This window comes from Vibrio lamellibrachiae, assembly GCF_050337265.1.
Taxonomy (GTDB): Bacteria; Pseudomonadota; Gammaproteobacteria; order Enterobacterales; family Vibrionaceae; genus Vibrio; species Vibrio kyushuensis.
On the sequence record NZ_JAKJSU010000013.1, the window covers coordinates 81,360 to 104,599 of the forward strand.

Annotated in this window: 18 protein-coding genes and 4 tRNA genes; 5 read left to right on the top strand and 17 right to left on the bottom strand. The window is 41.9% G+C overall.

Features of this window, described 5'->3' with window-relative positions:
- Window positions 1-116: 116 nt before the first annotated feature.
- The 3 genes from ihfA to pheS form a co-directional block, all read right to left on the bottom strand.
- Entirely contained in the window at window positions 117-413 is a 297-nt protein-coding gene (ihfA, locus tag L4C54_RS20260) for an integration host factor subunit alpha (RefSeq protein WP_102405695.1), read from the bottom strand.
- A gap of 468 nt (window positions 414-881) precedes the next feature.
- On the bottom strand, window positions 882-3,287 hold the full coding sequence (pheT, locus tag L4C54_RS20265) for a phenylalanine--tRNA ligase subunit beta (RefSeq protein WP_428809580.1): 2,406 nt from the start codon (window positions 3,285-3,287) through the stop codon (window positions 882-884).
- Between the two features lie 18 nt (window positions 3,288-3,305).
- A complete protein-coding gene (gene pheS, locus L4C54_RS20270) occupies window positions 3,306-4,289 on the bottom strand; it encodes a phenylalanine--tRNA ligase subunit alpha (RefSeq protein WP_428803361.1) in 984 nt (327 codons plus the stop codon).
- 245 nt (window positions 4,290-4,534) lie between these two features.
- On the opposite strand from pheS, the gene L4C54_RS20275 reads away from it, so the two are divergent.
- On the top strand, window positions 4,535-5,014 hold the full coding sequence (locus tag L4C54_RS20275) for a GNAT family N-acetyltransferase (protein ID WP_428809581.1): 480 nt from the start codon (window positions 4,535-4,537) through the stop codon (window positions 5,012-5,014).
- Window positions 5,015-5,111: 97 nt separating this feature from the next.
- On the opposite strand, the gene L4C54_RS20280 is transcribed toward L4C54_RS20275, so the two are convergent.
- The 11 genes from L4C54_RS20280 to uvrY form a co-directional block, all read right to left on the bottom strand.
- Window positions 5,112-6,344 carry a hypothetical protein gene (locus L4C54_RS20280; RefSeq protein WP_428809582.1) on the bottom strand — a complete coding sequence of 411 codons (1,233 nt, stop codon included), beginning with the start codon at window positions 6,342-6,344 and terminating at the stop codon, window positions 5,112-5,114.
- Between the two features lie 7 nt (window positions 6,345-6,351).
- The gene (locus L4C54_RS20285) at window positions 6,352-7,104 is read right to left on the bottom strand and encodes an outer membrane lipoprotein-sorting protein (protein ID WP_428809607.1); all 753 of its coding nucleotides are present in this window, start codon (window positions 7,102-7,104) and stop codon (window positions 6,352-6,354) included.
- A 180-nt stretch (window positions 7,105-7,284) separates the two neighbouring features.
- A complete protein-coding gene (locus L4C54_RS20290) occupies window positions 7,285-9,663 on the bottom strand; it encodes an efflux RND transporter permease subunit (protein WP_428809583.1) in 2,379 nt (792 codons plus the stop codon).
- A 183-nt stretch (window positions 9,664-9,846) separates the two neighbouring features.
- Complete coding sequence (locus tag L4C54_RS20295; protein WP_428803426.1) at window positions 9,847-10,635, bottom strand: TetR/AcrR family transcriptional regulator; 789 nt, start codon at window positions 10,633-10,635, stop codon at window positions 9,847-9,849.
- A gap of 395 nt (window positions 10,636-11,030) precedes the next feature.
- Window positions 11,031-11,106 (bottom strand) — tRNA-Gly (locus tag L4C54_RS20300).
- Window positions 11,107-11,140: 34 nt separating this feature from the next.
- A tRNA-Leu gene (locus L4C54_RS20305) sits at window positions 11,141-11,227 on the bottom strand.
- 106 nt (window positions 11,228-11,333) lie between these two features.
- Window positions 11,334-11,409, bottom strand: a tRNA-Gly gene (locus tag L4C54_RS20310).
- 3 nt (window positions 11,410-11,412) lie between these two features.
- Window positions 11,413-11,486 (bottom strand) — tRNA-Cys (locus L4C54_RS20315).
- Between the two features lie 231 nt (window positions 11,487-11,717).
- Window positions 11,718-12,275, bottom strand: coding sequence for a CDP-diacylglycerol--glycerol-3-phosphate 3-phosphatidyltransferase (gene pgsA / locus L4C54_RS20320; protein ID WP_428803357.1), 558 nt, complete (start codon window positions 12,273-12,275; stop codon window positions 11,718-11,720).
- Between the two features lie 48 nt (window positions 12,276-12,323).
- Window positions 12,324-14,156, bottom strand: coding sequence for an excinuclease ABC subunit UvrC (gene uvrC / locus L4C54_RS20325; protein WP_428803356.1), 1,833 nt, complete (start codon window positions 14,154-14,156; stop codon window positions 12,324-12,326).
- Window positions 14,156-14,800, bottom strand: a complete 645-nt coding sequence (uvrY, locus tag L4C54_RS20330) for a UvrY/SirA/GacA family response regulator transcription factor (RefSeq protein WP_428803355.1) — start codon at window positions 14,798-14,800, stop codon at window positions 14,156-14,158. The genes uvrC and uvrY overlap by 1 nt, the downstream gene beginning before the upstream one ends.
- Before the next feature lie 510 nt (window positions 14,801-15,310).
- Here uvrY and L4C54_RS20335 point away from each other — a divergent pair.
- Window positions 15,311-17,674, top strand: a complete 2,364-nt coding sequence (locus tag L4C54_RS20335) for a DNA polymerase II (RefSeq protein ID WP_428809584.1) — start codon at window positions 15,311-15,313, stop codon at window positions 17,672-17,674.
- Here the strand turns inward: L4C54_RS20335 and L4C54_RS20340 are convergent.
- Together L4C54_RS20340 and L4C54_RS20345 are read right to left on the bottom strand one after the other, a co-directional pair.
- Window positions 17,637-19,808: an EAL domain-containing protein gene (locus tag L4C54_RS20340; RefSeq protein WP_428809585.1), complete on the bottom strand. Its 2,172-nt coding sequence runs from the start codon at window positions 19,806-19,808 to the stop codon at window positions 17,637-17,639. The two genes, L4C54_RS20335 and L4C54_RS20340, sit on opposite strands and share 38 nt — an antisense overlap.
- A gap of 195 nt (window positions 19,809-20,003) precedes the next feature.
- Complete coding sequence (locus L4C54_RS20345; RefSeq protein WP_428809586.1) at window positions 20,004-20,771, bottom strand: nucleotidyltransferase domain-containing protein; 768 nt, start codon at window positions 20,769-20,771, stop codon at window positions 20,004-20,006.
- A gap of 131 nt (window positions 20,772-20,902) precedes the next feature.
- Here L4C54_RS20345 and efpL point away from each other — a divergent pair, with 131 nt between their 5' ends.
- Together efpL and L4C54_RS20355 are read left to right on the top strand one after the other, a co-directional pair.
- Window positions 20,903-21,469: an elongation factor P-like protein EfpL gene (gene efpL, locus L4C54_RS20350; RefSeq protein WP_428803351.1), complete on the top strand. Its 567-nt coding sequence runs from the start codon at window positions 20,903-20,905 to the stop codon at window positions 21,467-21,469.
- Window positions 21,470-21,473: 4 nt separating this feature from the next.
- Complete coding sequence (locus L4C54_RS20355; RefSeq protein ID WP_428809587.1) at window positions 21,474-21,815, top strand: HI1450 family dsDNA-mimic protein; 342 nt, start codon at window positions 21,474-21,476, stop codon at window positions 21,813-21,815.
- A gap of 110 nt (window positions 21,816-21,925) precedes the next feature.
- Here L4C54_RS20355 and yqfB read toward each other — a convergent pair whose 3' ends face one another.
- Window positions 21,926-22,243: a N(4)-acetylcytidine aminohydrolase gene (gene yqfB / locus L4C54_RS20360; protein ID WP_428809588.1), complete on the bottom strand. Its 318-nt coding sequence runs from the start codon at window positions 22,241-22,243 to the stop codon at window positions 21,926-21,928.
- Between the two features lie 182 nt (window positions 22,244-22,425).
- Here yqfB and hutC point away from each other — a divergent pair, with 182 nt between their 5' ends.
- Window positions 22,426-23,139: a histidine utilization transcriptional repressor HutC gene (hutC, locus tag L4C54_RS20365; RefSeq protein ID WP_428803348.1), complete on the top strand. Its 714-nt coding sequence runs from the start codon at window positions 22,426-22,428 to the stop codon at window positions 23,137-23,139.
- Window positions 23,140-23,240: the final 101 nt, after the last annotated feature.

A 23,240-nucleotide genomic window follows, 5' to 3' on the forward strand; every position in this document is an offset into this window, starting at 1 on the left:
AACTAAAAAGGAGTGCATATGCACTCCTTATTCATATCGATCTATAGCTTAGTCGCCAAGCGACACGTCACTCTTAGGCTATAAAAAGACCACGCTATGCGTGGTCAATTGATCAGCTACTTCTCAACTTTAATGTTTTCAACACGGGCTTTTAGTTTTTGTCCCGGTCTAAATGTAACAACACGTCGAGCAGTAATAGGAATGTCTTCGCCAGTTTTAGGATTTCGACCCGGACGTTCACTTTTGTCTCGTAGATCAAAATTACCAAAACCAGACAGCTTTACCTGCTCGCCACTTTCGAGTGCCTTTCGAACTTCTTCAAAAAACACTTCAACCGTTTCCTTGGCATCCCGTTTACTGTATCCAAGTTTTTCAAACAGGTTCTCAGCCAAATCGGCCTTTGTGAGCGCCATAAAACTCCCCTTAAAGCTATGTTTAACATTGCTGCTATGTGCAGCGCCAAAGCATTTTGCCTAGCCAATCAACAACATATCGGCTTTACCTTGGAAAGTGTATGCCAAGCTTCTGATTTTCGCCAACTTTTTTATAACTCGATCATAAGACAAACTAGTTTAAGTCACGTTAACTGCTCAACACTGAAGAATTAAATGCCAACATAAACATAAAAATACGACCAATAAAGAATAAAACACCAGAAAAAAGCAACCAGACAAACCAATATGCCATTTCGGTAAAATTAAGTTTTTTTGCATTTTTTTGAACTAAAAGGACAGATTTCGTTAAAAATTAGCACCTTAGTAGTATCTGCTTTTTAACTTTAACTTATTAATAATCAACAAGTTTCAGATAAAAAAAGAGCCTACTAAAAAGTAGGCTCTTTACTAAATTTCTGAAATTTCTTCAGTCGAGTTTCTTAAAATCTAGTCGCGTAATGCTGCGCCAAATTGCTCTGAAATTTTTGCAACAATAGCATCAACGCTACCAGCGATATCAGCTTCTTCAAGTGTGCGCTCTACAGACTGAAGTGACAGTGCAATAGCAAGGCTCTTCTTGCCTTCCTCAACGCCCTTACCAACGTAAACGTCGAATAGTTTAGCGTCAGTTAAGAACTCGCCACCAGCTTCTAAACACGCATTAACGATGTCGCCAGAAGCAACTGCTTCATCAACAACAACAGCGATGTCACGACGGTTAGCAGGGAACTTAGATACGGCTACGGCTTCTGGGATAACACGAGTATCGATAGCAGACCATTCGATCTCAAACACAACCGTACGGCCATTCAGACCAAACTTACGCTCAAGCTCAGGGTGAACAGTGCCAATCACACCGATCTCTTTACCGTCTACGATGATTGCTGCAGATTGACCTGGGTGTAGCGCTGGGTTCTTCTGTTTGCTTTCAACAGAAAGAGCCGCAAAGCTGAATGATTTCTCATTTGAAGACAATTCAAGAACTGCTTCTAAATCACCTTTAAGGTCGAAGAAATCAACCGTGTTAGTTTCGATGTCCCAGTGCTCTTCACCGCGTGTACCAGCAATAACACCTGCAAGCATTGGCTCTTGGCGCATACCGTTTTCTGCAGACTCACATGGGATGAAACGTAGACCGTACTCAAACAAACGAACACGAGACTGTTGACGTTTTTGGTTATGAACAACCGTATTCAGCAGACCTTGAACTAAACCAAGACGCATTGCTGCCATATCCGCAGAGATTGGGAATGGAAGAATAAGCGGTTCAACGTTAGGAACAACTAATTTCTGTTGCTCAGGCTCTACAAAGCTATACGTGATTGCTTCATGGTAACCACGGTCAACAAGAAGGTTGCGTACACGCTTAAGCGGTAGGTTAGCTTCTTTGTGGTCATTCATTTTGAGTGCCGCAGCAGGCGCTTGATTTGGAATGTTATCGTAACCGTAGATACGACCAACTTCTTCTACCAAGTCTTGTTCGATAGCGATATCGAAACGCCATGTTGGTGCTACTGCAGTCCAACCTTCAGCCGTTACTTCAACAGATAGACCAAGACGCTCTAGAATCTCAGCGACGTCTGCATCTTCAATGTGATGACCCAGTAGGTTATCAAGCTTAGTACGACGTAGTGTTACTGTGTTTGCTTTTGGCAAGTCAGCTTCAGACTCAACAGCAACAACAGGTGCAACTTCACCGCCACAGATTTCTACAAGAAGCTCTGTTGCGCGTTCCATTGCATTTGTTTGTAGTGCGTAATCAACACCACGCTCAAAACGCATTGAAGAGTCAGTGTGTAAACCGTATGCACGAGCGCGACCACGAATATGGTCAGGTGCAAAGAATGCACACTCAAGTAATACGTCTTTAGTTTCAGTCGTAACACCTGAGCTTTCACCACCAAAGATACCGGCAATCGCTAGCGCTTGGTTATGATCAGCAACAACAAGTGTTTCTGCGTTTAGTTCTGCTTCGTTTCCATCTAGAAGAGTAAGTTTTTCGCCCTGCTCTGCCATACGAACTACGATTCCGCCGTCAATCTTAGCAAGATCAAATGCGTGCATCGGCTGACCTTGCTCTAGAAGAACAAAGTTAGTGATATCAACAACTGGGTCAATTGAGCGAATACCACAACGACGCAGTTTCTCTTGCATCCATAGTGGAGTATCAGCTTGAACGTTTACGTTCTTAACTACACGACCAAGGTAACGAGGACATGCTTCTGTCGCTTTTACTTCGATAGAAACAACATCATCAATCGCTGGAGCAACTGCTGTCACTGCAGGCTCTGTTACGTCTGCACGGTTTAATACGCCAACTTCACGAGCCATACCGCGAATGCTGAAACAGTCAGCACGGTTAGCAGTTAGATCAACGTCAATTGTAACGTCGTTAAGTTCTAGAAGCTCGCGTACATCCATACCTAGAGTAGTGCCTTCAGGTAACTCAAGGATACCGTCAGACTCAACATCAATACCTAGCTCAGAGAAAGAACAAAGCATACCGTGTGATGGAACACCACGAAGTTTCGCTTTCTTGATTTTGAAGTTACCAGGAAGAACTGCTCCTACCGTTGCTACTGCTACAGTTAGACCCAAGCGACAGTTAGATGCACCACAAACGATGTCTAAAAGCTCTTCTTCGCCGATATCAATTTTAGTTACTTGAAGTTTGTCTGCGTCTGGGTGCTGGCCGCACTCAACCACTTTACCAACTTTAACGCCAGTAAATTCACCAGCTACAGGAAGAACATCGTCTACCTCTAGGCCAGCCATTGTAATTTGGTGTGTTAGCTCATCAGTAGTCACTGAAGGGCTAACCCACTCACGAAGCCATGATTCGTTGAATTTCATAGTGTCTTTACCCTTGAATTACTTGAACTGTTTAAGGAAACGTAGGTCGTTCTCGAAGAACGCTCGTAGGTCGTTTACGCCGTAACGAAGCATCGTTAGACGTTCAACACCCATTCCGAATGCAAAACCAGAGTATTTCTCAGGGTCGATACCCACACTACGAAGTACATTAGGGTGAACCATGCCACAACCTAGAACTTCAAGCCATTTACCGTTCTTACCCATAACGTCAACTTCAGCTGAAGGCTCAGTAAACGGGAAGTAAGATGGACGGAAACGCACTTCAACTTCTTCTTCAAAGAAGTTACATAGGAAATCGTTCAAGATACCTTTTAACTGCGCAAAGTTAACGTTCTCATCAACTAACATACCTTCCACTTGGTGGAACATTGGCGTGTGAGTTTGATCGTAATCGTTACGGTAAACACGACCCGGTGCAATGAAGCGGAATGGTGGTTTGCCATTTTCCATTGTACGAATCTGAACACCTGATGTGTGAGTACGAAGCATAAGATCAGGGTTGAAGAAGAAAGTATCGTGATCAGTACGTGCTGGGTGGTCGTCTGCAATGTTCAATGCATCAAAGTTATGAAACGCATCTTCAATCTCAGGACCAGATTCAGTGCTAAAGCCTAGCTCACCGAAAAATTGTTCAATACGTTCAACAGTACGAGTAACTGGATGCAATCCACCGTTCTCGATACGACGACCCGGTAGGGTTACATCGATAGTTTCAGCAGCAAGTTTTGCTTCTAGCTCAGCGCGTTGTAATGCGTCTTTGCGAGCAACGATTGCTTGCTGAACTGCGCCTTTCGCTTTGTTGATCTCTTGACCAGCAGTACGACGCTCTTCAGGTGGTAGTTTACCAAGGCTTTGAAGCTGAGCTGTAAGCTCGCCTTTCTTACCTAAGTACTGAACTCGCACTTCATCAAGTGCAACCAATGACTCTGCCGCGTTAATCGCAGTAGTAGCATTAGCAATAATCTCTTCTAGATGTTGCATCGTTTCCTCATCTACCTATGACTTCCTACATTGGAAAGGCATAAGTGGTAGTGTCCATAAGGGTCCCAGCAAGGGATTCTTGGGCATTTTCAAATAGCTGTACATAGTAGCGAAACCACCATCTAAAGCCAAATTGAATTACCTATATCTCAATCTATTGATGAAAAAAACATCGTCAATGATTGAAAAACTCGGTAAGCACTCCCATTAATCTTATACAACATCATTTTGCATCAGAGTCCCTTATGCTAATCATCAAAAAATTACAGCCAGAGCACGACAAATCCATAAAAGAGATCATTACTAAAGTCGGCGAAGAATATGGAGCCATTGGGGAAGGCTTTGGCCCTGGTGATGCGGAAGTTTCGAATATGAGCGCGTACTACACAAAAGAAAAACGTAGCCATTATCTAGTCGCAACTGTAAACGAAGAAATTGTTGGCGGTGGAGGCATTGCACCGTTTAACGATTCTGACGACACCTGTGAACTAAAAAAACTATTTTTATTATCAAGCGCACGTGGATTAGGCGTAGGAAAACAATTAACCTTAGAGTGCCTAAGTTACGCGAAATCACTCGGTTATACACACTGCTACCTCGACACATTGTCTAGCATGAAGCCCGCTATCTCTTTGTATGAAAAGTTAGGATTCGAACATTTGAATAAGCCTTTGGAAGGTACAATCCACAGTAAATGCGATGTATGGATGATCAAAACCCTCTAACTTAACGATCCCTAACCTTTGATTTATTGTAACCCTATAGGCTCACAGTCACGAATACTTAAGAGTAAGGCATCTTCCAACGCCTTACTCTTTAAACCTAAAAGTAATACTCTAAAGACACCTCTACAAAATCATCTTTGCGTGCGAAATAGAGCAAATCGGTCGGTGTTTCATTTTCAAATAACCACGCATCTACTTGCCACTTAAGCTGATTAGTAATTCGGCTTGAAGCTTCCAACTTTGCGCTGTATACGTCGCTATTGTCTAAATCTTGCGTAATACCCGTTAGTACCTCGGTACCGTCTTCATCATTTAACGCCAATCGAACACCTGCAAAAATATCATTCTGATTTGGCGTTTGCGCATTATTGCCACGACTGTCGTACAGGTACTCGGCAATTAACCCCACGTCCCAATATGACTCAAAAGGGCCAACTATGGTGTATTCAAACCCAGTTGCAAGACCCGTATGATTATCAAAACTATCACGGTAGATTGATTCAAGCTTTAAAAGCCAATCTCCCACAATACCTTGTACATCTAGACCGACTTGGCTCATTTGTGCGTAATAAGGTTGCAGTGTTAACGGAGATGAGCCCGTGTTTAACTGGTAATACGGATCACGGTTAGTCCCATAAAAATAACTAAGGCCGATATCCCAGTCCCCCAGCATCTGGCTGTAACGAAAAGCAGTATCTATGTGCTTCTCTTCTCGCGAAGATTCGTACAATGCCTCATTTGACACGGGAAGTGTGGGCCGAATTCGCCCATCAACCCCCGCGAAAGTCCGCTCTCGAAAATAGGGAAGAACCAAAGCGTCTAACGTGCCCCACTCCTTGATGGAGGTAAAATGAACCATTGGCTGACCTAGCTTATCTTCGCCGTCCAACGATTCAATGGCGTCTGCTTGGTTAATGACATCCACCAAATGACTTGATTCGGTAACCCCCCAAAACACTTTACCTACGCCAGCACGCAGTTCGTAATCGTCCCAGTAAGTCAGATACAGAGCTTCACGAATATCCCCATGTGTTCTTTCATCATCCAAACTGTCTAGGCGATAAAATGGAGTAAAGGTAAAACTTCCATTACTTTGTTCTGACTGCCAATAAAACTCAGGGGCAACAACAATGGAAGATTGCCCTTTACCCTGCCCCTGTTCACCTGACGAGAAAAACTGACGATGCTCTACATTCACTTGACCACCCACTTCGATCTGGTCCGCTAGGCCAAGCGAATCATCAGCGTGACATTGTAACGCCAGAAGCCCACTACTTGCGATGGCTAGTGTCGCCCCTAACTGGTTGAACGACTTTCGACTCCTTTTCATATCGTTACTACCTTATGCGCTTCAGCGTGTTTTTCTGGAAGTCACTGTCATTAAGACCCGTTTGAAATGCAAGTTCACTCGTCGTCAATACAGTGCTTTTACCCGTTTGGTGGTTTTGCATCGCCATCGTGTGTGCGCGCCAGTATTGATCCAGATATTGCTTATAGTCAGTAAACGTTAAAGTCTTCAGCAGCGCACCTTTACGGTCATAAAACTCAACTTTTAAAGGGCGATATTCCAGTTTCTCTAGCCAAACAACTTGCTTGGTATAACCGGAGTTCTTGTCTGTTGGTATCTGCTCTAGAACGAAGACCTCTGTGCCGTCAATTACTTCATCATTGAGAAAATTAAATGAGTACTTTTCAAGTTCAAACGAGCTTAAATCTTCGTAAGCAAACTCACTCCCCATAAAAGGACCGGATTTATTTCTTGAAGAGATACGCTTCACGCGCTTCAAAGCGGGTAAATATAGCCACTGGTCATCGGCTTCAACAGTATGTGAGTGATTCAAGAATGCCGTACCTTTGACATCTCGTGGCTCTTCAAAAATAGTTAGCCCTTTGTCCCCATCACCTTTAACTTCTAATGATTTCAGATGCATCAAACGTGTACTACTTTCTCCTTGGGCATTTTTTAGTAACATCTGCATCGTTGCTACTGAATCACCCCATCCTTCATCTCGATTTTTTCGCTCTGTAGCGATCTCTAAACCTATCTCTATATTTGCTGAAGCAGGTAGTGAAGCACCAAAAGAGGCCATCACGACCAAAGTGGCTTTAGCTATCCAAGATGGTATGTGTTTATGATTTAGTTGAGTATTTAATACGTTCATCATTCATTCCTTGTATTCGTCTAAATTCAATCGTTTGATGCCCATGTACGCCAATTCACTTTCTATACCTATAATCAATTGCTTACATGGACACTGATTCAGAGTTTTCTATGTGTTGGTGATAGGTTTATTAGGCATCAAAATCTCTTGAGTTTCAGGTACTTCAAGTTCGCGTTCGTACTCTTTGTTATCGAACAGCATCAATAGAGTTGGTAAGAATAGGAAGTCCACCACCAAAGCAATAAAGACAACAATCGCACTGAGTAAGCCCATATCTGCATTGAGTCTGAATGAAGACATGGCTAAAACCGAGAACCCAGCAACCAGCACTACAGTGGTGATCCAAAGTGCTCGCCCTACTGTTTGAAATGCGTAACGAACGGCTTGTTCAGCATTTTGTCCTTGCTTACGAGCGCGTTGATATTTAGATAAGAAGTGAACCGCATCATCAACAACAATGCCGAGAGTTAAAGTCACCACAACAGATAGACCAAGGTTAATTTCACCTGAGACTAATGCCCAGATACCAAAACCAATCAAGGCTGGTGCTATGTTAGGCACAATGCTGATGATGCCTAATCGCAAAGATCGTAACGCAAAGATCATGAGTGCAGAAATTAATATGAGCGTAATGGGCAGTGTAGAAAGCATACTCGCCATGTTGGTTTCACCAATGTGTGCAAACATCAGCGACGGACTAGACGCAACGACTTCATATTGTGGCGCATTGGTTTTAAACCATTCGTACATCCGTTCTTCTAACTCGACCAACTCAACGCTACCAAGGTTATCAATCGTTAAGACCATTTTGATCGACGATTTATCGACGTTGATCTGGTTGTTCAGATCCAAACCATAAGGCAGAGACATTTCATACAGCAGCAAGTATTGTGCGGCTAATTCTCTGTCCAGAGGTAATTGGTAGTAGCGATTATCGTCGCCGTGCATATTTTTATTCAGGCGTTTATATACATCAGATAACGTCGCAACATGGTCCGTTTCTGGTTGAGAACGTAGCCAATCACTAAAGTCTCCGACTGTCTGTATAAACGTGGGATCAGCGATACCTTGTGATTCGTTTGTCTTGATCGCAATGCTTATGTTAGTCATACCGCTGATACGTTCTTCCATAAAATCAGCAGCACGACGAAACTCACTTCTTTGATCAAAATACTTAACTGAGTCGTCATTCACTTTATTAAGAGGAATCAAAGCGGCTGAGAACACAATGGCGACCACAGATAACGGTAAAAGAGCTTTGCGATTATTCACTACAAAGTTACCTAACCCATCCATGAATCGATTTGAAGCGGTGTTCTGATTCTCTTTCACTCGCATAGGCAACCACTTCAACATAGCAGGCAATAATGAGACAGATAAGAAACACGCTATCATCACACCAAGTGCAGCCAAGTTACCAAAATCTCTGAGTACCGGTGAATCTGACATATTCATCATTAAGAAGCCGATGGCGGTGGTAACAGACGTAATAAGAATGGGCATGAAATTTACGGCAATACTCTGATCTATTGCGTATTGCTTTGAATAACCGTTCTGCATATTGTGACGCATGGTTGCAATAACATGGACACAATCCGCTACGGCCAAAGTCATCACCAGAGTTGGGATATTAACCGTCGCCGTACTAAGGAACATACCAGCCCAACCAGACAGACCCATCGTGGCCGCAACTGACCCGATAATAATGACCAACGTTGCGATAACGCTGAATATCGATCTCAACATCACGGTCAGAAAAACTAAAATTACGACCAACATGGCTGGAACCAGTGTCGATGTATCAGACTGAGCCGACTGCATGAACGCATTGTTCATCGCTATGATGCCGGCTTTGTGAAACTCAACATCTGGATATTCAGTTTGATAGTGGTCAACGATTTGATTAACGCTTGCGATGACCTCTTGAACTTCCGCTGTTTTATCTACTTCTGGAAGCTGAACCGTCACATTGACAACGGTGACATCACCTTTGCTAGAGATTGCAGAATTAACTAAAGCAGGTTCAGTCAGCGCAATACGTCGAATCTTTTGAATCCGTTCCTCGGTTAAGGCATTTCCCTCATACAACAAATCTTCGACAATAAGGTCGTCTTCTAGTGCTTCAGTATGTTGAAAGTTAGCTAACGAATCGATACGGCTTGAGTAAGGAACTTGCCAGGCGTCTTTTGTTATATCTTGAACCAGTGTCAGCATTTCAGGCGTGAAAATATCACCTTGTTTAGGAGCAATGACAATGGATAAATTATCAGATTTTGCGAATGTCGTTTGAATCTCATCAAACGCTACAAGTTGTTTATTTGAACCTTCGAAAAATATATTGTAATCACCCCGAAAGTACAGATTTTTTGCACCCAAAGTAGCGACAATAACGAATGATATGGTGGCAAATATCACCCAGAAAGTGAGCCTTGTTGGTAGTGTAAACCAAGCATTTATGTTCTTTAGTGGTGGATTAGATGGTTTCATCACAGTCTCCGTTTGTGACGTTTCGTCAACTATCGCCATTAAAAAACCAGTTTATTGACTGGTTAAAAAGCGACACTAGCGTATCAATAAAGACCATTAATAAAATACGGGCTTATTGACGAATCGTCATAAACGGTGATTTAAAAACCCATTTAAAATGGGTTTTAGTAATGAGAGGTTTAGTTAACGCCCAACTGACTCTAAATAAGCCACTTCTTCACTAAACAACTCGCGCTCTACGCGACGCCAGGTTTTGCGGTAATCCCATTCCGTAGAAAGAGGTTTCCAACCTAGGCCATCAAGCAGCATGTTTGCATTATGCAGCACCGAAAACGGGTCCTGTAAGCGACTGATACAATGGCTATTAGACGCATTCTGCGTTAATGCATTGGAACCAAATGCTATTGACCAGTTTGCAAATACTATCGCATCAGAGCCTACACCAGGAGAGAACTTTAAGTCGCCAATTTCAGCGGCCAAATTGGTTAATTCGTCTGCTTGAGCGATAACCATCTCTTCCAGTTTATTTAACTCGGTAACTCGTTCTGGTAAAGCTTTTTCTAATACCCAAGGACTCTTGGCCATAATTGCACACGTTGACAGCACTGGCTCCGTACGAGCATAAATGCGAAGAGCAACATGCATTGCAATGACTCTCTCTCTGGTATTACCTTCAAACTCACCAATCCGAGCAAACAATAGAGCTTCAGTTCTTAACGAATGTATACATAGCGCTAAAATAACATCTTCTTTACTGCAAAAGTGATTGTAAATCGTGCCCTTAGAGTATGGGCTGGCAGCAGTCAGCTTATCCATTGTTAGGTTTCCAAATCCTTGCTCTTGAACAAGTTCTTTTGCCAACAAAGTTAACTCGACTTCTCGATCTGCAATCGCCTGTTGTTTTTTGGACAAACCAAATGAACAACCCTGCGACTTCTTTTTATCACTTTTATTACAGCTAAAGCCAAACATGTTATTCAATCCACTTTCGTTAATACCTCTAGACTCTCTAATTGTAACACGAATGCAAAATGTGTGTACCTCACCTTTTATGACTATTCGTCATTTTTGACACATCGTCATAATAGATCATTCATTGAGCAGATCAAGTGTTTTGTGGTTATTTATTTGTGACAGTTATTATTGTACGGAATCTAGTCATCCCTATGAGTGGCTTTTTACAAGTCCAAATAAAACGTTCGTAAGTAAAACAACTAGGAAAAGTACACAACTAAACTATTGAGTCTGCGGCGTAAAATAAGAAAAGATCGAGGAAAAGAAATGTGCAATCCGATAACATTAGCATCGTGCATAATGAGTCAGATACAAAAAAGCCCTAGCATATCTGCTAGGGCTTTCTGTTTATTTGGAGCGATACATCGGGTTCGAACCGATGACCTCAACCTTGGCAAGGTTGCGCTCTACCAACTGAGCTAGTATCGCATTGCTACATTCGAAGAACGTAGACTTGAATAGATGGTGCCCCGGGCCGGACTTGAACCGGCACAGCGCGAACGCCGAGGGATTTTAAATCCCTTGTGTCTACCAATTCCACCACCAGGGCACGCAAAACTTGTTGCGATGCTTCTAATTAATGAACTCTTTCGAGTCAGTTAGACACCATCTTGATACCGCGTTACATTAAACGTAAACACCACATCATTTATATTTGGAGCGATACATCGGGTTCGAACCGATGACCTCAACCTTGGCAAGGTTGCGCTCTACCAACTGAGCTAGTATCGCAAATGGAGGCGCGTCCCGGAGTCGAACCGAGGTCCACGGATTTGCAATCCGCTGCATAGCCACTCTGCCAACACGCCGCCGAACCTCAATCATCACGCTGTTTAATGCGTTCCTCTTGGGTACGGGATGCATTCTACGGATTCAGTCAGATGAGTCAACCCTATTTTTTATTTTTTAAATCGTTTGGCTACTTTCCATTCAATAGAGCTTATTTTGAACATTTTCATAGCGATAATTAGCTGAAATTTAGTAAGTAAACTAGTTAAAACTAAGGAGAAAAACAAAAAACGGGCCAATGCCCGTTTCTTCTATTGATGCTCTTCGCTAAGTAAATCGTCTTTCGCGGCCATTAAGTACTGCATCATTGACCAGAACGTCAAAATCATCGCTATATAAATGGCGGCGTAGCCTAACCAAATCATCCAATCGTCGTATTGCCAAATGAGAACCCAGAGTGCAAACATCTGAAAACCTGTTTTGACCTTCCCTATCCAAGAAACGGCAACACTGGCCCGTTTACCAATTTCAGCCATCCACTCTCGGAGTGCTGAGATAATGATTTCACGAGCAATCATGACAACGGCAGGGATAGTAATCCAAAGCGTATGGTACTGATCCGTGATCAATATTAATGCCGTCGCAACCAAAACTTTATCCGCGACTGGATCGATAAAGGCACCAAAGCGCGAGGTTTGACCAAGCTTTCTCGCAAGCATACCATCAAGCCAGTCAGTAAACCCAGCCACCCAGAATATCATGGCTGCTGCAAAAGGGGCCCAAGTGTAGGGTAGATAAAAAGCCACGACAAATACTGGTATAAGAAAAAGTCGTAGTAGAGACAAAATGTTAGGGATATTAAAACGCATATTTTTATAAGCTCTTATTCATTGCGCGTTTATGTTGCGGGATTTTTACTATTGTTTCAATGCTTGATAAATGTTTTCTGCCAAAGAATGGCTCACACCCGGCACTTTGGCTATTTCTTCGACAGTTGCACGCTTTAATTCCTGCAACCCCCCCATATATTTAAGCAAAGATTGTCGACGTTTAGGTCCTACGCCTTCAATCCCTTCTAATGGACTGGTTCGACGAGTTTTACCACGTTTAGCACGATGACCAGCAATGGCATGGTTATGGCTCTCATCTCGAATATGCTGCATTAAATGAAGTGCTGGTGCATCACTTGGAAGATGAAACTCTTCACCTTCAGTAGTAATCAACGTTTCAAGACCTGGTTTTCGAGTGACCCCTTTTGCAATACCAAGTAATTTCGGGCGCTTAGGCCAATCATCCCAATATTGACTTACGATCTCTAGTGCACGATTGAGCTGACCTTTACCACCATCAATAAAAATAATGTCGGGAATCTTATCAACATCAAGCTGCTTTGAATAACGACGCTCTAATACTTGGCCCATTGCAGCGTAATCATCACCGCCCGTAATCCCCGTGATATTGTAACGACGATATTCTTGTTTGACTGGCCCTTCGTGATTGAATACAACACATGAAGCTATAGTGCTCTCTCCCATCGTATGAGAGATATCAAAACACTCCATGCGTGAAATACTTTCGACGTTTAACACCTCCCTCAGTGCTTTAAAACGCTGAGAAATCGTCATCTTATGGTTTATCTTGGTTGTAATGGCCGTTAGTGCATTAGTATTGGCCAATTTGAGATAGCGACCACGTGTACCTGTTGCATTAAGGTGGAAGTTAACCTTTCTACCTGCAATGCCCGTCAAAGCTTCTTGAATGGATTCGGTTTCTGTTACTAATCCGCCATTAAGCACAATTCGATTCGGTACTGAACGCGCTTCATTGTGGCTCAAATAGTATTGACTAAGAAAACTGTAGAACACTTCTTCTTGAGTCGTGTTGTTCGGAATCTTGGGGAAATGGCTTCGACTGCCAAGAACCTTACCTTGGCGTATCATCAAGATATGAATACAGGCGATACCATTCTCTTGAGAGAAGCCTAAAACATCCATATCTTCCATGCTATCGTCAGACACGAACTGCTGCTCTTGTACTCGACGAATTGCTTGGATTTGATCTCGAAATTTAGCGGCATCTTCAAAATTAAGTGTAGAGCTCGCTTGTTCCATTTTGCTGATCAGTAGTTCAAGTACCTGCTGATCCTTTCCTTGCAAAAAGAGACGTACATAACCCACTAATTCATCGTAATCTTGATTCGAGATGATGCTAGAGACACAAGGCCCAGCACAGCGTCCAATCTGATACATCAAACAAGGACGAGTACGGTTGCTGTAAACGGTGTCTTCACACTGCCTTACTGGAAAGATCTTTTGCAAGAGATGAAGGGTTTCACGAACCGCTCCTGACTCAGGGTATGGTCCAAAATACTCCCCTTTTCTTTTCTTAGAGCCTCTATGCATCGAAAGTCTTGGATGCTTGTGAGAACTAATAAAAATATAAGGATAGGATTTGTCATCACGCAGTAATACATTGTATTTCGGCAAATACTGTTTGATGTAGTTATGTTCGAGGATAAGAGCTTCTGTTTCCGTGTGAGTAACGGTTACATCAATTTTATCAATGTTAGATACGAGTGCTTTCGTTTTCTCACTGTCGACTGTTTTTCGAAAATAGCTCGTAAGACGTTTTTTAAGATCTTTTGCCTTACCCACATAAATGACAACAGCCTCGGCGTTATACATACGATAAACACCGGGCTGATTTGTGACAGTTTTTAGAAAGGAAACAGAATCAAAAGATGTGGACACTATAACGTCTCTGTATCGAGCATCCCGTGCCTTATCGCTAAGTGAGTCAGTTCGACATCCCCACTGATATCTAATTTATTAAATAGACGATAACGATAACTATTGACTGTTTTAGGGCTCAAATTCAATTGCTCAGAAATATCTGTCACCTTTTGACCTTTAGTGATCATCATCATGATCTGAAGCTCTCGCTCCGATAGATCGGCAAAAGGGTTCTCAGAAGCAGGTGAGAATTGACTCAAGGCCATTTGCTGTGCGATTTCAGGGGAAATATAACGTTGACCGCTATTCACCATCCGAATTGCATTGACCATTTCATCGGGGCCAGCACCTTTTGTCAGGTAGCCTGCAGCTCCGGCTTGCATCACTTTTGTTGGAAACGGATTCTCCGTATGAACAGTCAAAACAATGATTTTAATGTCTGGATTAAATCGAATGATTTTTTTGGTCGCTTCAAGGCCACCAATACCAGGCATATTCATATCCATTAAAATGACATCAACATGATTGTTGCGACACCATTTTACTGCATCCTCACCGCTCTCAGCTTCCCCTGCTACGTTCATACCACGGACGTCTTCAATAATACGTCGTATCCCTGTGCGAACCAGCTCGTGATCATCTACAAGGAAAACACTTATCAAACTTGTATCTCCACACTCGTTAATTGGCTCTGCACCCACCTAAGGTAGTGGATAACAGCTTCGTTACTTATTTTTCTTAGCTACTTACTTGCATAGTTACTTACTTACACAGTTACCTGTTTGCATAGTTACCAATGTTTTAGCCACTATGCCTACTCATTGCTAAGTTTAACTTATTTAGGCAACCAAGGTTACTCTGATAGTCAAAGTAACTCTGAATATGTGCCCAAACACTAACTTTAGCAAGTATAAGTTCACTAACTAATTCACTCAATCCATATGAAACTAGGATTAAACGACCCAAGTACACTAACAGAAATTAAAATTGAAAAGGAGATCTTAGTCCGACTATTTAGTCTTTTTCCCTGAGATATAAACCACTTGGTTAATATACAAACAAAATAAATTCATTGATCGGGATATACCTTCCTCTCTCATCTAAGTTTGTTACTATATCTCGCATTCGAACGTATCAGTACATTGATACATACACAAATTAAGGCTAATTTTTTGAGTGTATCGCAAGGCTTTCTTTTAACCCGTCAAGCTAGGGATATTGCTAATCAAACTCAAATAGAGTTATGGCTAGCAACGCCACAAGGCCCCACTCAGTTGATCGTCACTCAAGAAAAACCAGTATTTTTTATCCACCAGCATCAAGAAAAATCGGCACTGACGTTATCACAAAAAAAACAGCTACATGTGACATACAAACCATTAGCACTACAAACCTTTAATTCAGAACCTCTCACGGCTTGTTACTGTAATACCACTAGAGAAAGTCAACAAGTTGCTTCGATTTTAAATAGTAATGATATCACTACTTTTGAATCCGACATACGCCTTGCAGATCGCTATCTCATGGAGCGATTTATACGTGGAGGTGTCGAATTTACTGGCAAGACATCCAACAACCGGTCATATACAAAAGTTACTCAAGCTAAATGTCGTCAAGGCAATTACTCTCCTGAGCTTAACGTTGTCTCTCTAGATATTGAGTGCTCTGAAAGAGGTATTCTCTACTCCATTGGGCTCGACAGTGTGATGGACAGTCGAGTTATCATGATTGGTCCAGAAGAGCCTAGCGAGACAAATATAGAGTGGGTAACCGACGAGTCTGAACTGCTGAAAGCACTAATTTCTTGGTTTGAACAGTTTGACCCAGATGTGATCATTGGCTGGAATGTTATCGATTTCGATTTCCGTTTACTGCATAAAAGAGCTGAATTTAATAATATTAAACTTGTCCTTGGCCGTGCAAAGCAATTAAGTTATTTCCGAACCTCTTCGACCACTCAACAAAGCTTTATTACGATTCCCGGCCGCGTCGTAATGGATGGCATCGACACTCTAAAAACCGCTACCTACCACTTTCGATCTTGGTCCTTAGAGTCCGTTTCTCAAGAAATGCTTGGTGAAGGGAAAGATATTCATAATGTTCATGACCGAATGGATGAGATCAATCGAATGTTCCGTCATGACAAGCCTTCGCTTGCCAAATACAATTTACAAGACTGTGTCTTAGTTAATCGCATTTTCACTAAGACCCACCTGCTTGACTTTGCCATTGAACGGTCACGTTTGACGGGTGTAGAGATTGATCGTATTGGTGGTTCTGTAGCAGCTTTTACAAACCTTTATCTACCACAGATTCATCGTTCAGGCTATGTAGCACCGAATCTGGAACCAGAAAACTGGATAGCTAGCCCCGGTGGTTACGTTATGGACTCACAGCCGGGCCTGTATGATTCCGTATTAGTTCTCGACTTTAAAAGCTTATATCCATCGATCATTCGCTCTTTTCTTATCGACCCAATGGGACTTATTGAGGGATTAAAGCAGGATATTGGGACGGCCGAAGAAGAAGCTGTCCCCGGATTTCGTGGCGGTCAGTTCCACCGTACCGAGCACTTTCTTCCACAAATGATCGAAACATTGTGGCAAGCCAGAGATGTTGCGAAGAAAAACAACGAAAAGGCATTTTCTCAAGCCATAAAAATCATCATGAACTCATTCTATGGTGTACTGGGTTCTTCTGGTTGTCGCTTCTTCGATACAAGGCTTGCTTCAAGTATCACTATGCGTGGGCACGAAATCATGAAGCAAACTAAAGTACTCATTGAAGAAGAGGGTTACCAAGTAATTTATGGAGACACAGACTCCACGTTTGTCTCTCTTAATGCCGTTTGTACGCAGCAACAAGCTGATGAAGTAGGCCTCAAGCTCGTCAGTAAAATCAACACTTGGTGGACAGCACATTTAATGGATGAATATCATTTAACATCCATCCTTGAGCTAGAGTACGAAACCCACTATAGAAAATTCCTGATGCCGACCATACGCGGAGAAGAAAAAGGATCGAAAAAACGATATGCGGGTTTAATAGGGAATGGAGAAAGTGAACAGATCATCTTCAAAGGATTAGAGAGTGCCCGAACAGATTGGACTCCTTTATCTCAGATGTTCCAACAGCACCTATACCAACTAGTTTTTCATGGTGATTGCCCTAAGCAATATGTCGCTCAATTCGTTGAAGACACGTTAGCCGGTAAATATGACGACCAATTGATCTATCAAAAAAGATTGCGACGTAAACTGCACGAATATCAAAAGAACATCCCACCTCAAGTTAGAGCAGCAAGGCTAGCCGATGATATCAACCAACAGCTTGGACGACCTTTGCAATACCAAAATAAAGGAAGAATTGAATACCTGATTACGATTAATGGGCCTGAGCCTAAAGAGTATGTGAAAAGTGCGATTGATTATCAGCACTATATCGACAAGCAACTGAAGCCCATTGGTGATGCAATCCTTCCCTTTATTGATATGGATTTCACTCGCTTAACAGAGCGTCAATTTGGTCTATTTTAGGGCTATTAGTTTCCCTTACCCCACTTTGAAGCACATCATCAGTTCGCTCAATGGCGCTATTACTGTTCCTATTTAGTATATAGGCTTCAAGCTTCTCATAGGACAGTGACTTACTGTAATACCAGCCTTGAATTGAAATTCCATTTTTTCTAGGAATATGATTTATTTGATCAAGGGTTTCGATACCCTCAATGACCGTCGCTAATTCTAGCTCTTCAGCGACTCCTAGAAGCCCATGAAATACCTTACGCCCTTTTTCTCTATCTAGGGCCAATGCAAAACTTCGGTCAATCTTAATCGCATCAATATCATATAAACTTAAATAACCTAATGATGAAAAACCTGAGCCAAAATCATCAATATAGATACTGGCGCCCACTTTTCTAAATGCGTTAATCGCACTTTGAATTGCCCGATGGTCTTTGAGCAAACTCTCTTCTGTTATCTCTATATGAATGTATTGTCCAACAGGCGAAATATACTGACATAGCTCCTCAACAAGCGTAGGATTTAGCAATGTTTCAGGGGTAATATTAACACTCGTTTTCACCGCCCAACCTTGTGAGCGTGCTTTCTTCACATCACTAACAACCTGTAGCACTGCCCATCGGTCAATCTCCTTCATCATTCCAGCTTTCTCAAACCAAGGTAAGAAGCCACCTGGGTACTCTTTGTTACCCTGAGCGTCAATCGCCCGAATGAGCGCTTCACAACCTGTAACTCGACGAGTCTTAGCACAGATTTGTGGTTGATACTCTAAACAAAATTCTTTTCGGCTAATACTTTCCAGCTTTTGTTCTAGGCCTACTTGACGCTGCCTAGCACTGCGAGCAGCCGCAACTCTGTCACTTTTTAGAACCAGAGCTTCTTCTTTTCGACGCGAGTAAACGGTATCAAGAGAGTTAAACTGGATCGTTTTCTCGTAATTATCACGATTCATTGCTAACACAAACGGGCTATAAACAAGTAATGAAACCACAATATTGATCATCTGTAACAGAGGAGCATTAACGTCCCCTCCTGTGACTAGCCAAGAGTTAAAAAAGATAGGACTACTAAACGGAAGCGCAGTTACCGGCACAGAAACATACCCCAATGAAATGGTCATGTACGCAATAAGTAAGTTTAGAACGGGCGCGAGTATAAAAGGAATAAACAACCGCGGATTAAATATGATGGGGAGGCCAAATAAGAGTATTTCATTGATATTGAGTAAACCCAATGGAAGACTTGCTAAAGCAATTAGGCGCATTGGTTTTTGTTTAGAAAAAATCAGCAAAGAGAGAACAAGGCCAAGCGTTGCACCGCTTCCACCAACAAAAACGAACGCGCCCATAAATGAAAAGTTAACGGCATAATCGCTAATATTGCCCAATAAAGCACTATGCTCTGCCATGGGGATCGCTTGCTCTAGTATCGATATCCAAGGAAGCAAAGCGTAGTACCCGTGGATTCCAATAAACCAAAGTAACGAGTTAACTGCTGAAAAAACCACACCGAAAAACAGAGGCGAATCATCATAGTTTACCTCCATAAAAGACAAGATGTTTGCTGCATCAAACGCCAGAACGACTGCGCTATTAACCGAAATTACGGTTATGCCCACCAAGATGGAGGGCAAAATCAGATTAAGTGATTCTCTTACTATCTGACCAATGTGATTACTAGTGACAATCTGAAAAAGACGATGGCGAAAAAAAGCAGCCAAAAGCGGAATTGAATAAAGTGGAGTGACGACTGAAATCACCAACTCGACTACCTCTCCACTTTGTGTTCCTTGGAAAAGTCGATTAAATATGGCCAAGTAGACAATAGAAATCAATGCCACAGGTGGGCGTGGTAATCGCCAATGCATGGCTAAAATATAAGAAAGTGCTGCGGTCAGTAATATTGGGAAAAGGTCGTTGAGATAATAATAGATTCGGTAACACATCTCTATCCAAGGTTGATTAGGACCAAGAATAAATTCGCTCACTGAACCTACAAAAAGCAACAATGATGAAATCATCAGACACGGTAGAATCCAAAGTAAGCCCTCTCGAATTGCCTGAATTTGAACCGCTAAGGTGCGATAAATCTTACCAAGAGATTTTTTAGTTTCTACTTTAGAATCAGAGCCTTTCATTACATCCATTAATATGCACTTGGTTTCTATTGAAATCGGTGACACAGTAACGAACTATCTATTTTTACTCAATATATTTGCGTGGAATATCAAGATTAAGACAATCCGATGTTCCCATATAGTGACTAAGTGTGATTTTGTACGCAATAATATTGCAACGCTCTCAACATAAACGCCAAGTGGAGCGCCCTTTAAAGCCGACTGTTAGCCAATTCTAAATTCAGTTTTTTTATATTGGTCCACCAGCCAATTCCCAAAACTGTCTAATATCCCAACGACTGAGCGTTTAGGAATTATCCTATCGCTAAGTAATATATTAAGCCTCTCAATATCAACCGTTCTTTCTGGATAAAAACGTAGAAATTGCTCACCGCACTTTACGGGGTCATCAAACCACATTTTGTCACGATACATAACGAGTGAGTGACTAGCGCGCAGCAGTTTTTTAGCGATGATGTTCTGCGCTTTGATCTGCTCTTGTGCAGAACTTGAACGGGCTATCTTGTTTCTATATACCGCGACCCAATCTTCGACGTCCATATTCCAATGCTTAGCAATCTCCCAACTTGGTTCATAATCACCAAAACACTCAGATAAATCAGTGCCATAAATACACACTGAACAGTGCTTCAATTGAAAACCCCAAGAAAATATGCTGTCTAACGTCGCGACTTCAGAGCTCAAGACCGTTTTAATCGACACTTCAGTAATGTGAGGGAAACTCTGTTGAAATCGCCATTTTATCGTATTCAATAATGTTGTTTTTGTATCACTGAATGTTCGCTCAGTAACAACAATGACATCAATATTCGACTTACCTGGCTTTGCCGTCTTTCTTGCGACACTCCCGTACAAATAGACGCTATGCAAATTTTGCCCTAGCCCACCTCTTAAAAACTTAACGAGATCGTCAATAGCGGTTTGGTATTCAATTTGAAACGGTTGCTTAGGGTCAATAACAGAAAGAGTCATGAAAAGTATCAGTTATGTTCAATAGTGGAATCAAACTCAATGGTCGCTCAGAGAAGGAATTCAATCAAGATATTCCTTCTTCTAAGTTACTTGTTATAATGGCCGCAATCTAAATACAAAGGATCCCTCTGATGCCTAGAGCTAGTGAAATTAAAAAAGGTTTTGCCATTGAATCAAACGGTAAAACACTACTTGTTAAAGAAATTGAAGTAACCACTCCAGGTGGCCGTGGCGGAACGAAGATCTACAAAATGCGCTGTACAGACCTAGCGACAGGTGCTCGTGTTGATGAGCGTTTAAAGGCTGACGAAGTAATCGAAACAGTAGAGATGTACAAACGCCAATCAACCTTTTCTTACGTGGATGGCGATGAGTATATCTTTATGGATAATGAAGATTACACACAGTACACATTCAACAAAAGTGACATCGAAGATGATCTGATGTTCATCAACGAAGATACACAAGGCATGCACGTTGTTATTGTTAACGACAAAGTCGCTGGCCTTGAATTACCTTCAACGGTAGAAATGGTCATTGAAGAGACAGACCCATCAATTAAAGGCGCTTCTGCTTCTGCTCGTACTAAACCTGCACGCTTTGCAACTGGACTAACGATCCAAGTTCCAGAATACATTGCTACAGGCGATCGCGTGATCATCAACATCGCTGAACGTAAATACACGAGCCGAGCATAATATTATGACTTCTGAAAATAACGAGTCTGAAAACCTGATTTCGTACGATGATGCTATTGACGTTGCTTACGACATTTTCTTAGAAATGGCACCTGACAACCTAGAACCTGCGGACGTAATACTGTTCACCGCTCAGTTTGAAGATCGTGGTGCAGCCGAGCTTGTAGAAACTGGTGATGACTGGGGACAACACGTTGGCTTTGACGTCGACAAAGAGGTCTTTGCTGAGATTCGTATTGGTCTAGTTAACGAAGAGAGTGACGTTCTAGACGACGTATTCGCTCGTATGCTTGTTAGCCGCGATCCAGAAAATAAGTTTTGTCATATGCTTTGGAAGCGTGATTAATTACTAATGTAATTAATCATAGTTAGCTAATTAAAAAGCCGATCTTGTTTCAATACAGTTCGGCTTTTTTAGTGCTATCGGTTTGAATTAGCGTTATCGACTAGCGATTACTACTTAGCTAATTGGTAGCTAATAACATACAACTGTTCAACACCCGGATAAATATCATTGATGACGCCTTTGAGCACTTCTAGAGTCATGTTTTCTTGTTCAGCATGAAAGTCTGTTAGCTGACTAAACAATATAGGTTCTACAGAATCAATTTTTAGCTTACAGAACCACCGACCCTCTTCGAGGGTGTTTACATCGACGACAGCGCCAACCTTATAATCGCTCTCACTTTCATCACGAATCGTGATCGTTTTCGCGCCAGATAAAATATCTTTTTCAAACCTTTCAAAAAAGGTCATTTCTGTAGGGTAAGACATATTCATTTCTCATTATTCTTAATCTATTTGATGGTTCGAGTAGATACGACCAAACCAGTTTAGCGATGGTGTTACTATAACGGTAACAATCTCTTGTTAAGCATCATAAATATCTTAACGACAGTTGCAATCCCTTACTAATTAACTCACTATTTGTATAGTCAATTAATTAGAGTGTTTTTATGCCTGCTTCTCCGTTATACATCCAGATTAAACACTATATTCGCGATAAAATTGACTCGGGGCAGTGGCCCGTTGGGCATCGAATCACTACTGAAATTGAGCTAACCAAGCAGTTTGATGTCAGCCGTATGACGGTAAATAAAGCGATCCGAGATTTAGTCAATGAAGGAAAGCTGCAGCGGAAACCCCGCACCGGGACTTTCGTTTGTAGCGTTCCAGAGAAAGCTCAGTCCCCCCTTCTTGATATTCGAAATATCGCTGAAGAAGTTGAACAAAGAGGTAAACAATATCGTAATGATGTTATTGCTCAGATTTCAATAAACGCAGACGACAGAATTGCTACTCAATTAGGCATCATGCTTGGGAAAGAAGTTTTCTTTAGTAAAATCATCCACTTTGAAGGTGACGTGCCAATTCAATTGGAATTACGTTGGGTAAACCCAATCTACGCCCCTAATTATCTTCTACAAGATTTTTCAGCAATGACACCTAATCAGTACCTTTCTGATAACTGTCCCCTCAGTGCCATTGAACATACCGTTGAAGCTGTTATGGCTGAAGAGGAGGTACGTGTAGCGTTGTCTATGAGCAACAGTGAACCATGCCTACTTCTTAACAGACGAACATGGAGTAAAGAGAACCTCATTAGTACAGCATTACTCTACCATCCAGCCTCTAAATACAAATTAAGCTCTAAAGTTCTTCTAGACTGAAGCATTTTCGACTTCTTTCCGATCACATTTTCATAACATGACTCTTGCTCTGATGTTCATCTTGAACTATTAATTGTATATACATTTAAAGTATCAGTTAG

What these genes read in the sequence shown, in the direction of transcription:
- ihfA (WP_102405695.1), bottom strand. Translation starts at nt 413, where the DNA reads ATGGCGCTCACAAAGGCCGATTTGGCTGAGAACCTGTTTGAAAAACTT.
- pheT (WP_428809580.1), bottom strand. Translation starts at nt 3,287, where the DNA reads ATGAAATTCAACGAATCATGGCTTCGTGAGTGGGTTAGCCCTTCAGTG.
- pheS (WP_428803361.1), bottom strand. Translation starts at nt 4,289, where the DNA reads ATGCAACATCTAGAAGAGATTATTGCTAATGCTACTACTGCGATTAAC.
- L4C54_RS20275 (WP_428809581.1), top strand. Translation starts at nt 4,535, where the DNA reads ATGCTAATCATCAAAAAATTACAGCCAGAGCACGACAAATCCATAAAA.
- L4C54_RS20280 (WP_428809582.1), bottom strand. Translation starts at nt 6,344, where the DNA reads ATGAAAAGGAGTCGAAAGTCGTTCAACCAGTTAGGGGCGACACTAGCC.
- L4C54_RS20285 (WP_428809607.1), bottom strand. Translation starts at nt 7,104, where the DNA reads ATGGCCTCTTTTGGTGCTTCACTACCTGCTTCAGCAAATATAGAGATA.
- L4C54_RS20290 (WP_428809583.1), bottom strand. Translation starts at nt 9,663, where the DNA reads ATGAAACCATCTAATCCACCACTAAAGAACATAAATGCTTGGTTTACA.
- L4C54_RS20295 (WP_428803426.1), bottom strand. Translation starts at nt 10,635, where the DNA reads ATGTTTGGCTTTAGCTGTAATAAAAGTGATAAAAAGAAGTCGCAGGGT.
- pgsA (WP_428803357.1), bottom strand. Translation starts at nt 12,275, where the DNA reads ATGCGTTTTAATATCCCTAACATTTTGTCTCTACTACGACTTTTTCTT.
- L4C54_RS20340 (WP_428809585.1), bottom strand. Translation starts at nt 19,808, where the DNA reads ATGGATGTAATGAAAGGCTCTGATTCTAAAGTAGAAACTAAAAAATCT.
- L4C54_RS20345 (WP_428809586.1), bottom strand. Translation starts at nt 20,771, where the DNA reads ATGACTCTTTCTGTTATTGACCCTAAGCAACCGTTTCAAATTGAATAC.
- efpL (WP_428803351.1), top strand. Translation starts at nt 20,903, where the DNA reads ATGCCTAGAGCTAGTGAAATTAAAAAAGGTTTTGCCATTGAATCAAAC.
- L4C54_RS20355 (WP_428809587.1), top strand. Translation starts at nt 21,474, where the DNA reads ATGACTTCTGAAAATAACGAGTCTGAAAACCTGATTTCGTACGATGAT.
- yqfB (WP_428809588.1), bottom strand. Translation starts at nt 22,243, where the DNA reads ATGTCTTACCCTACAGAAATGACCTTTTTTGAAAGGTTTGAAAAAGAT.
- hutC (WP_428803348.1), top strand. Translation starts at nt 22,426, where the DNA reads ATGCCTGCTTCTCCGTTATACATCCAGATTAAACACTATATTCGCGAT.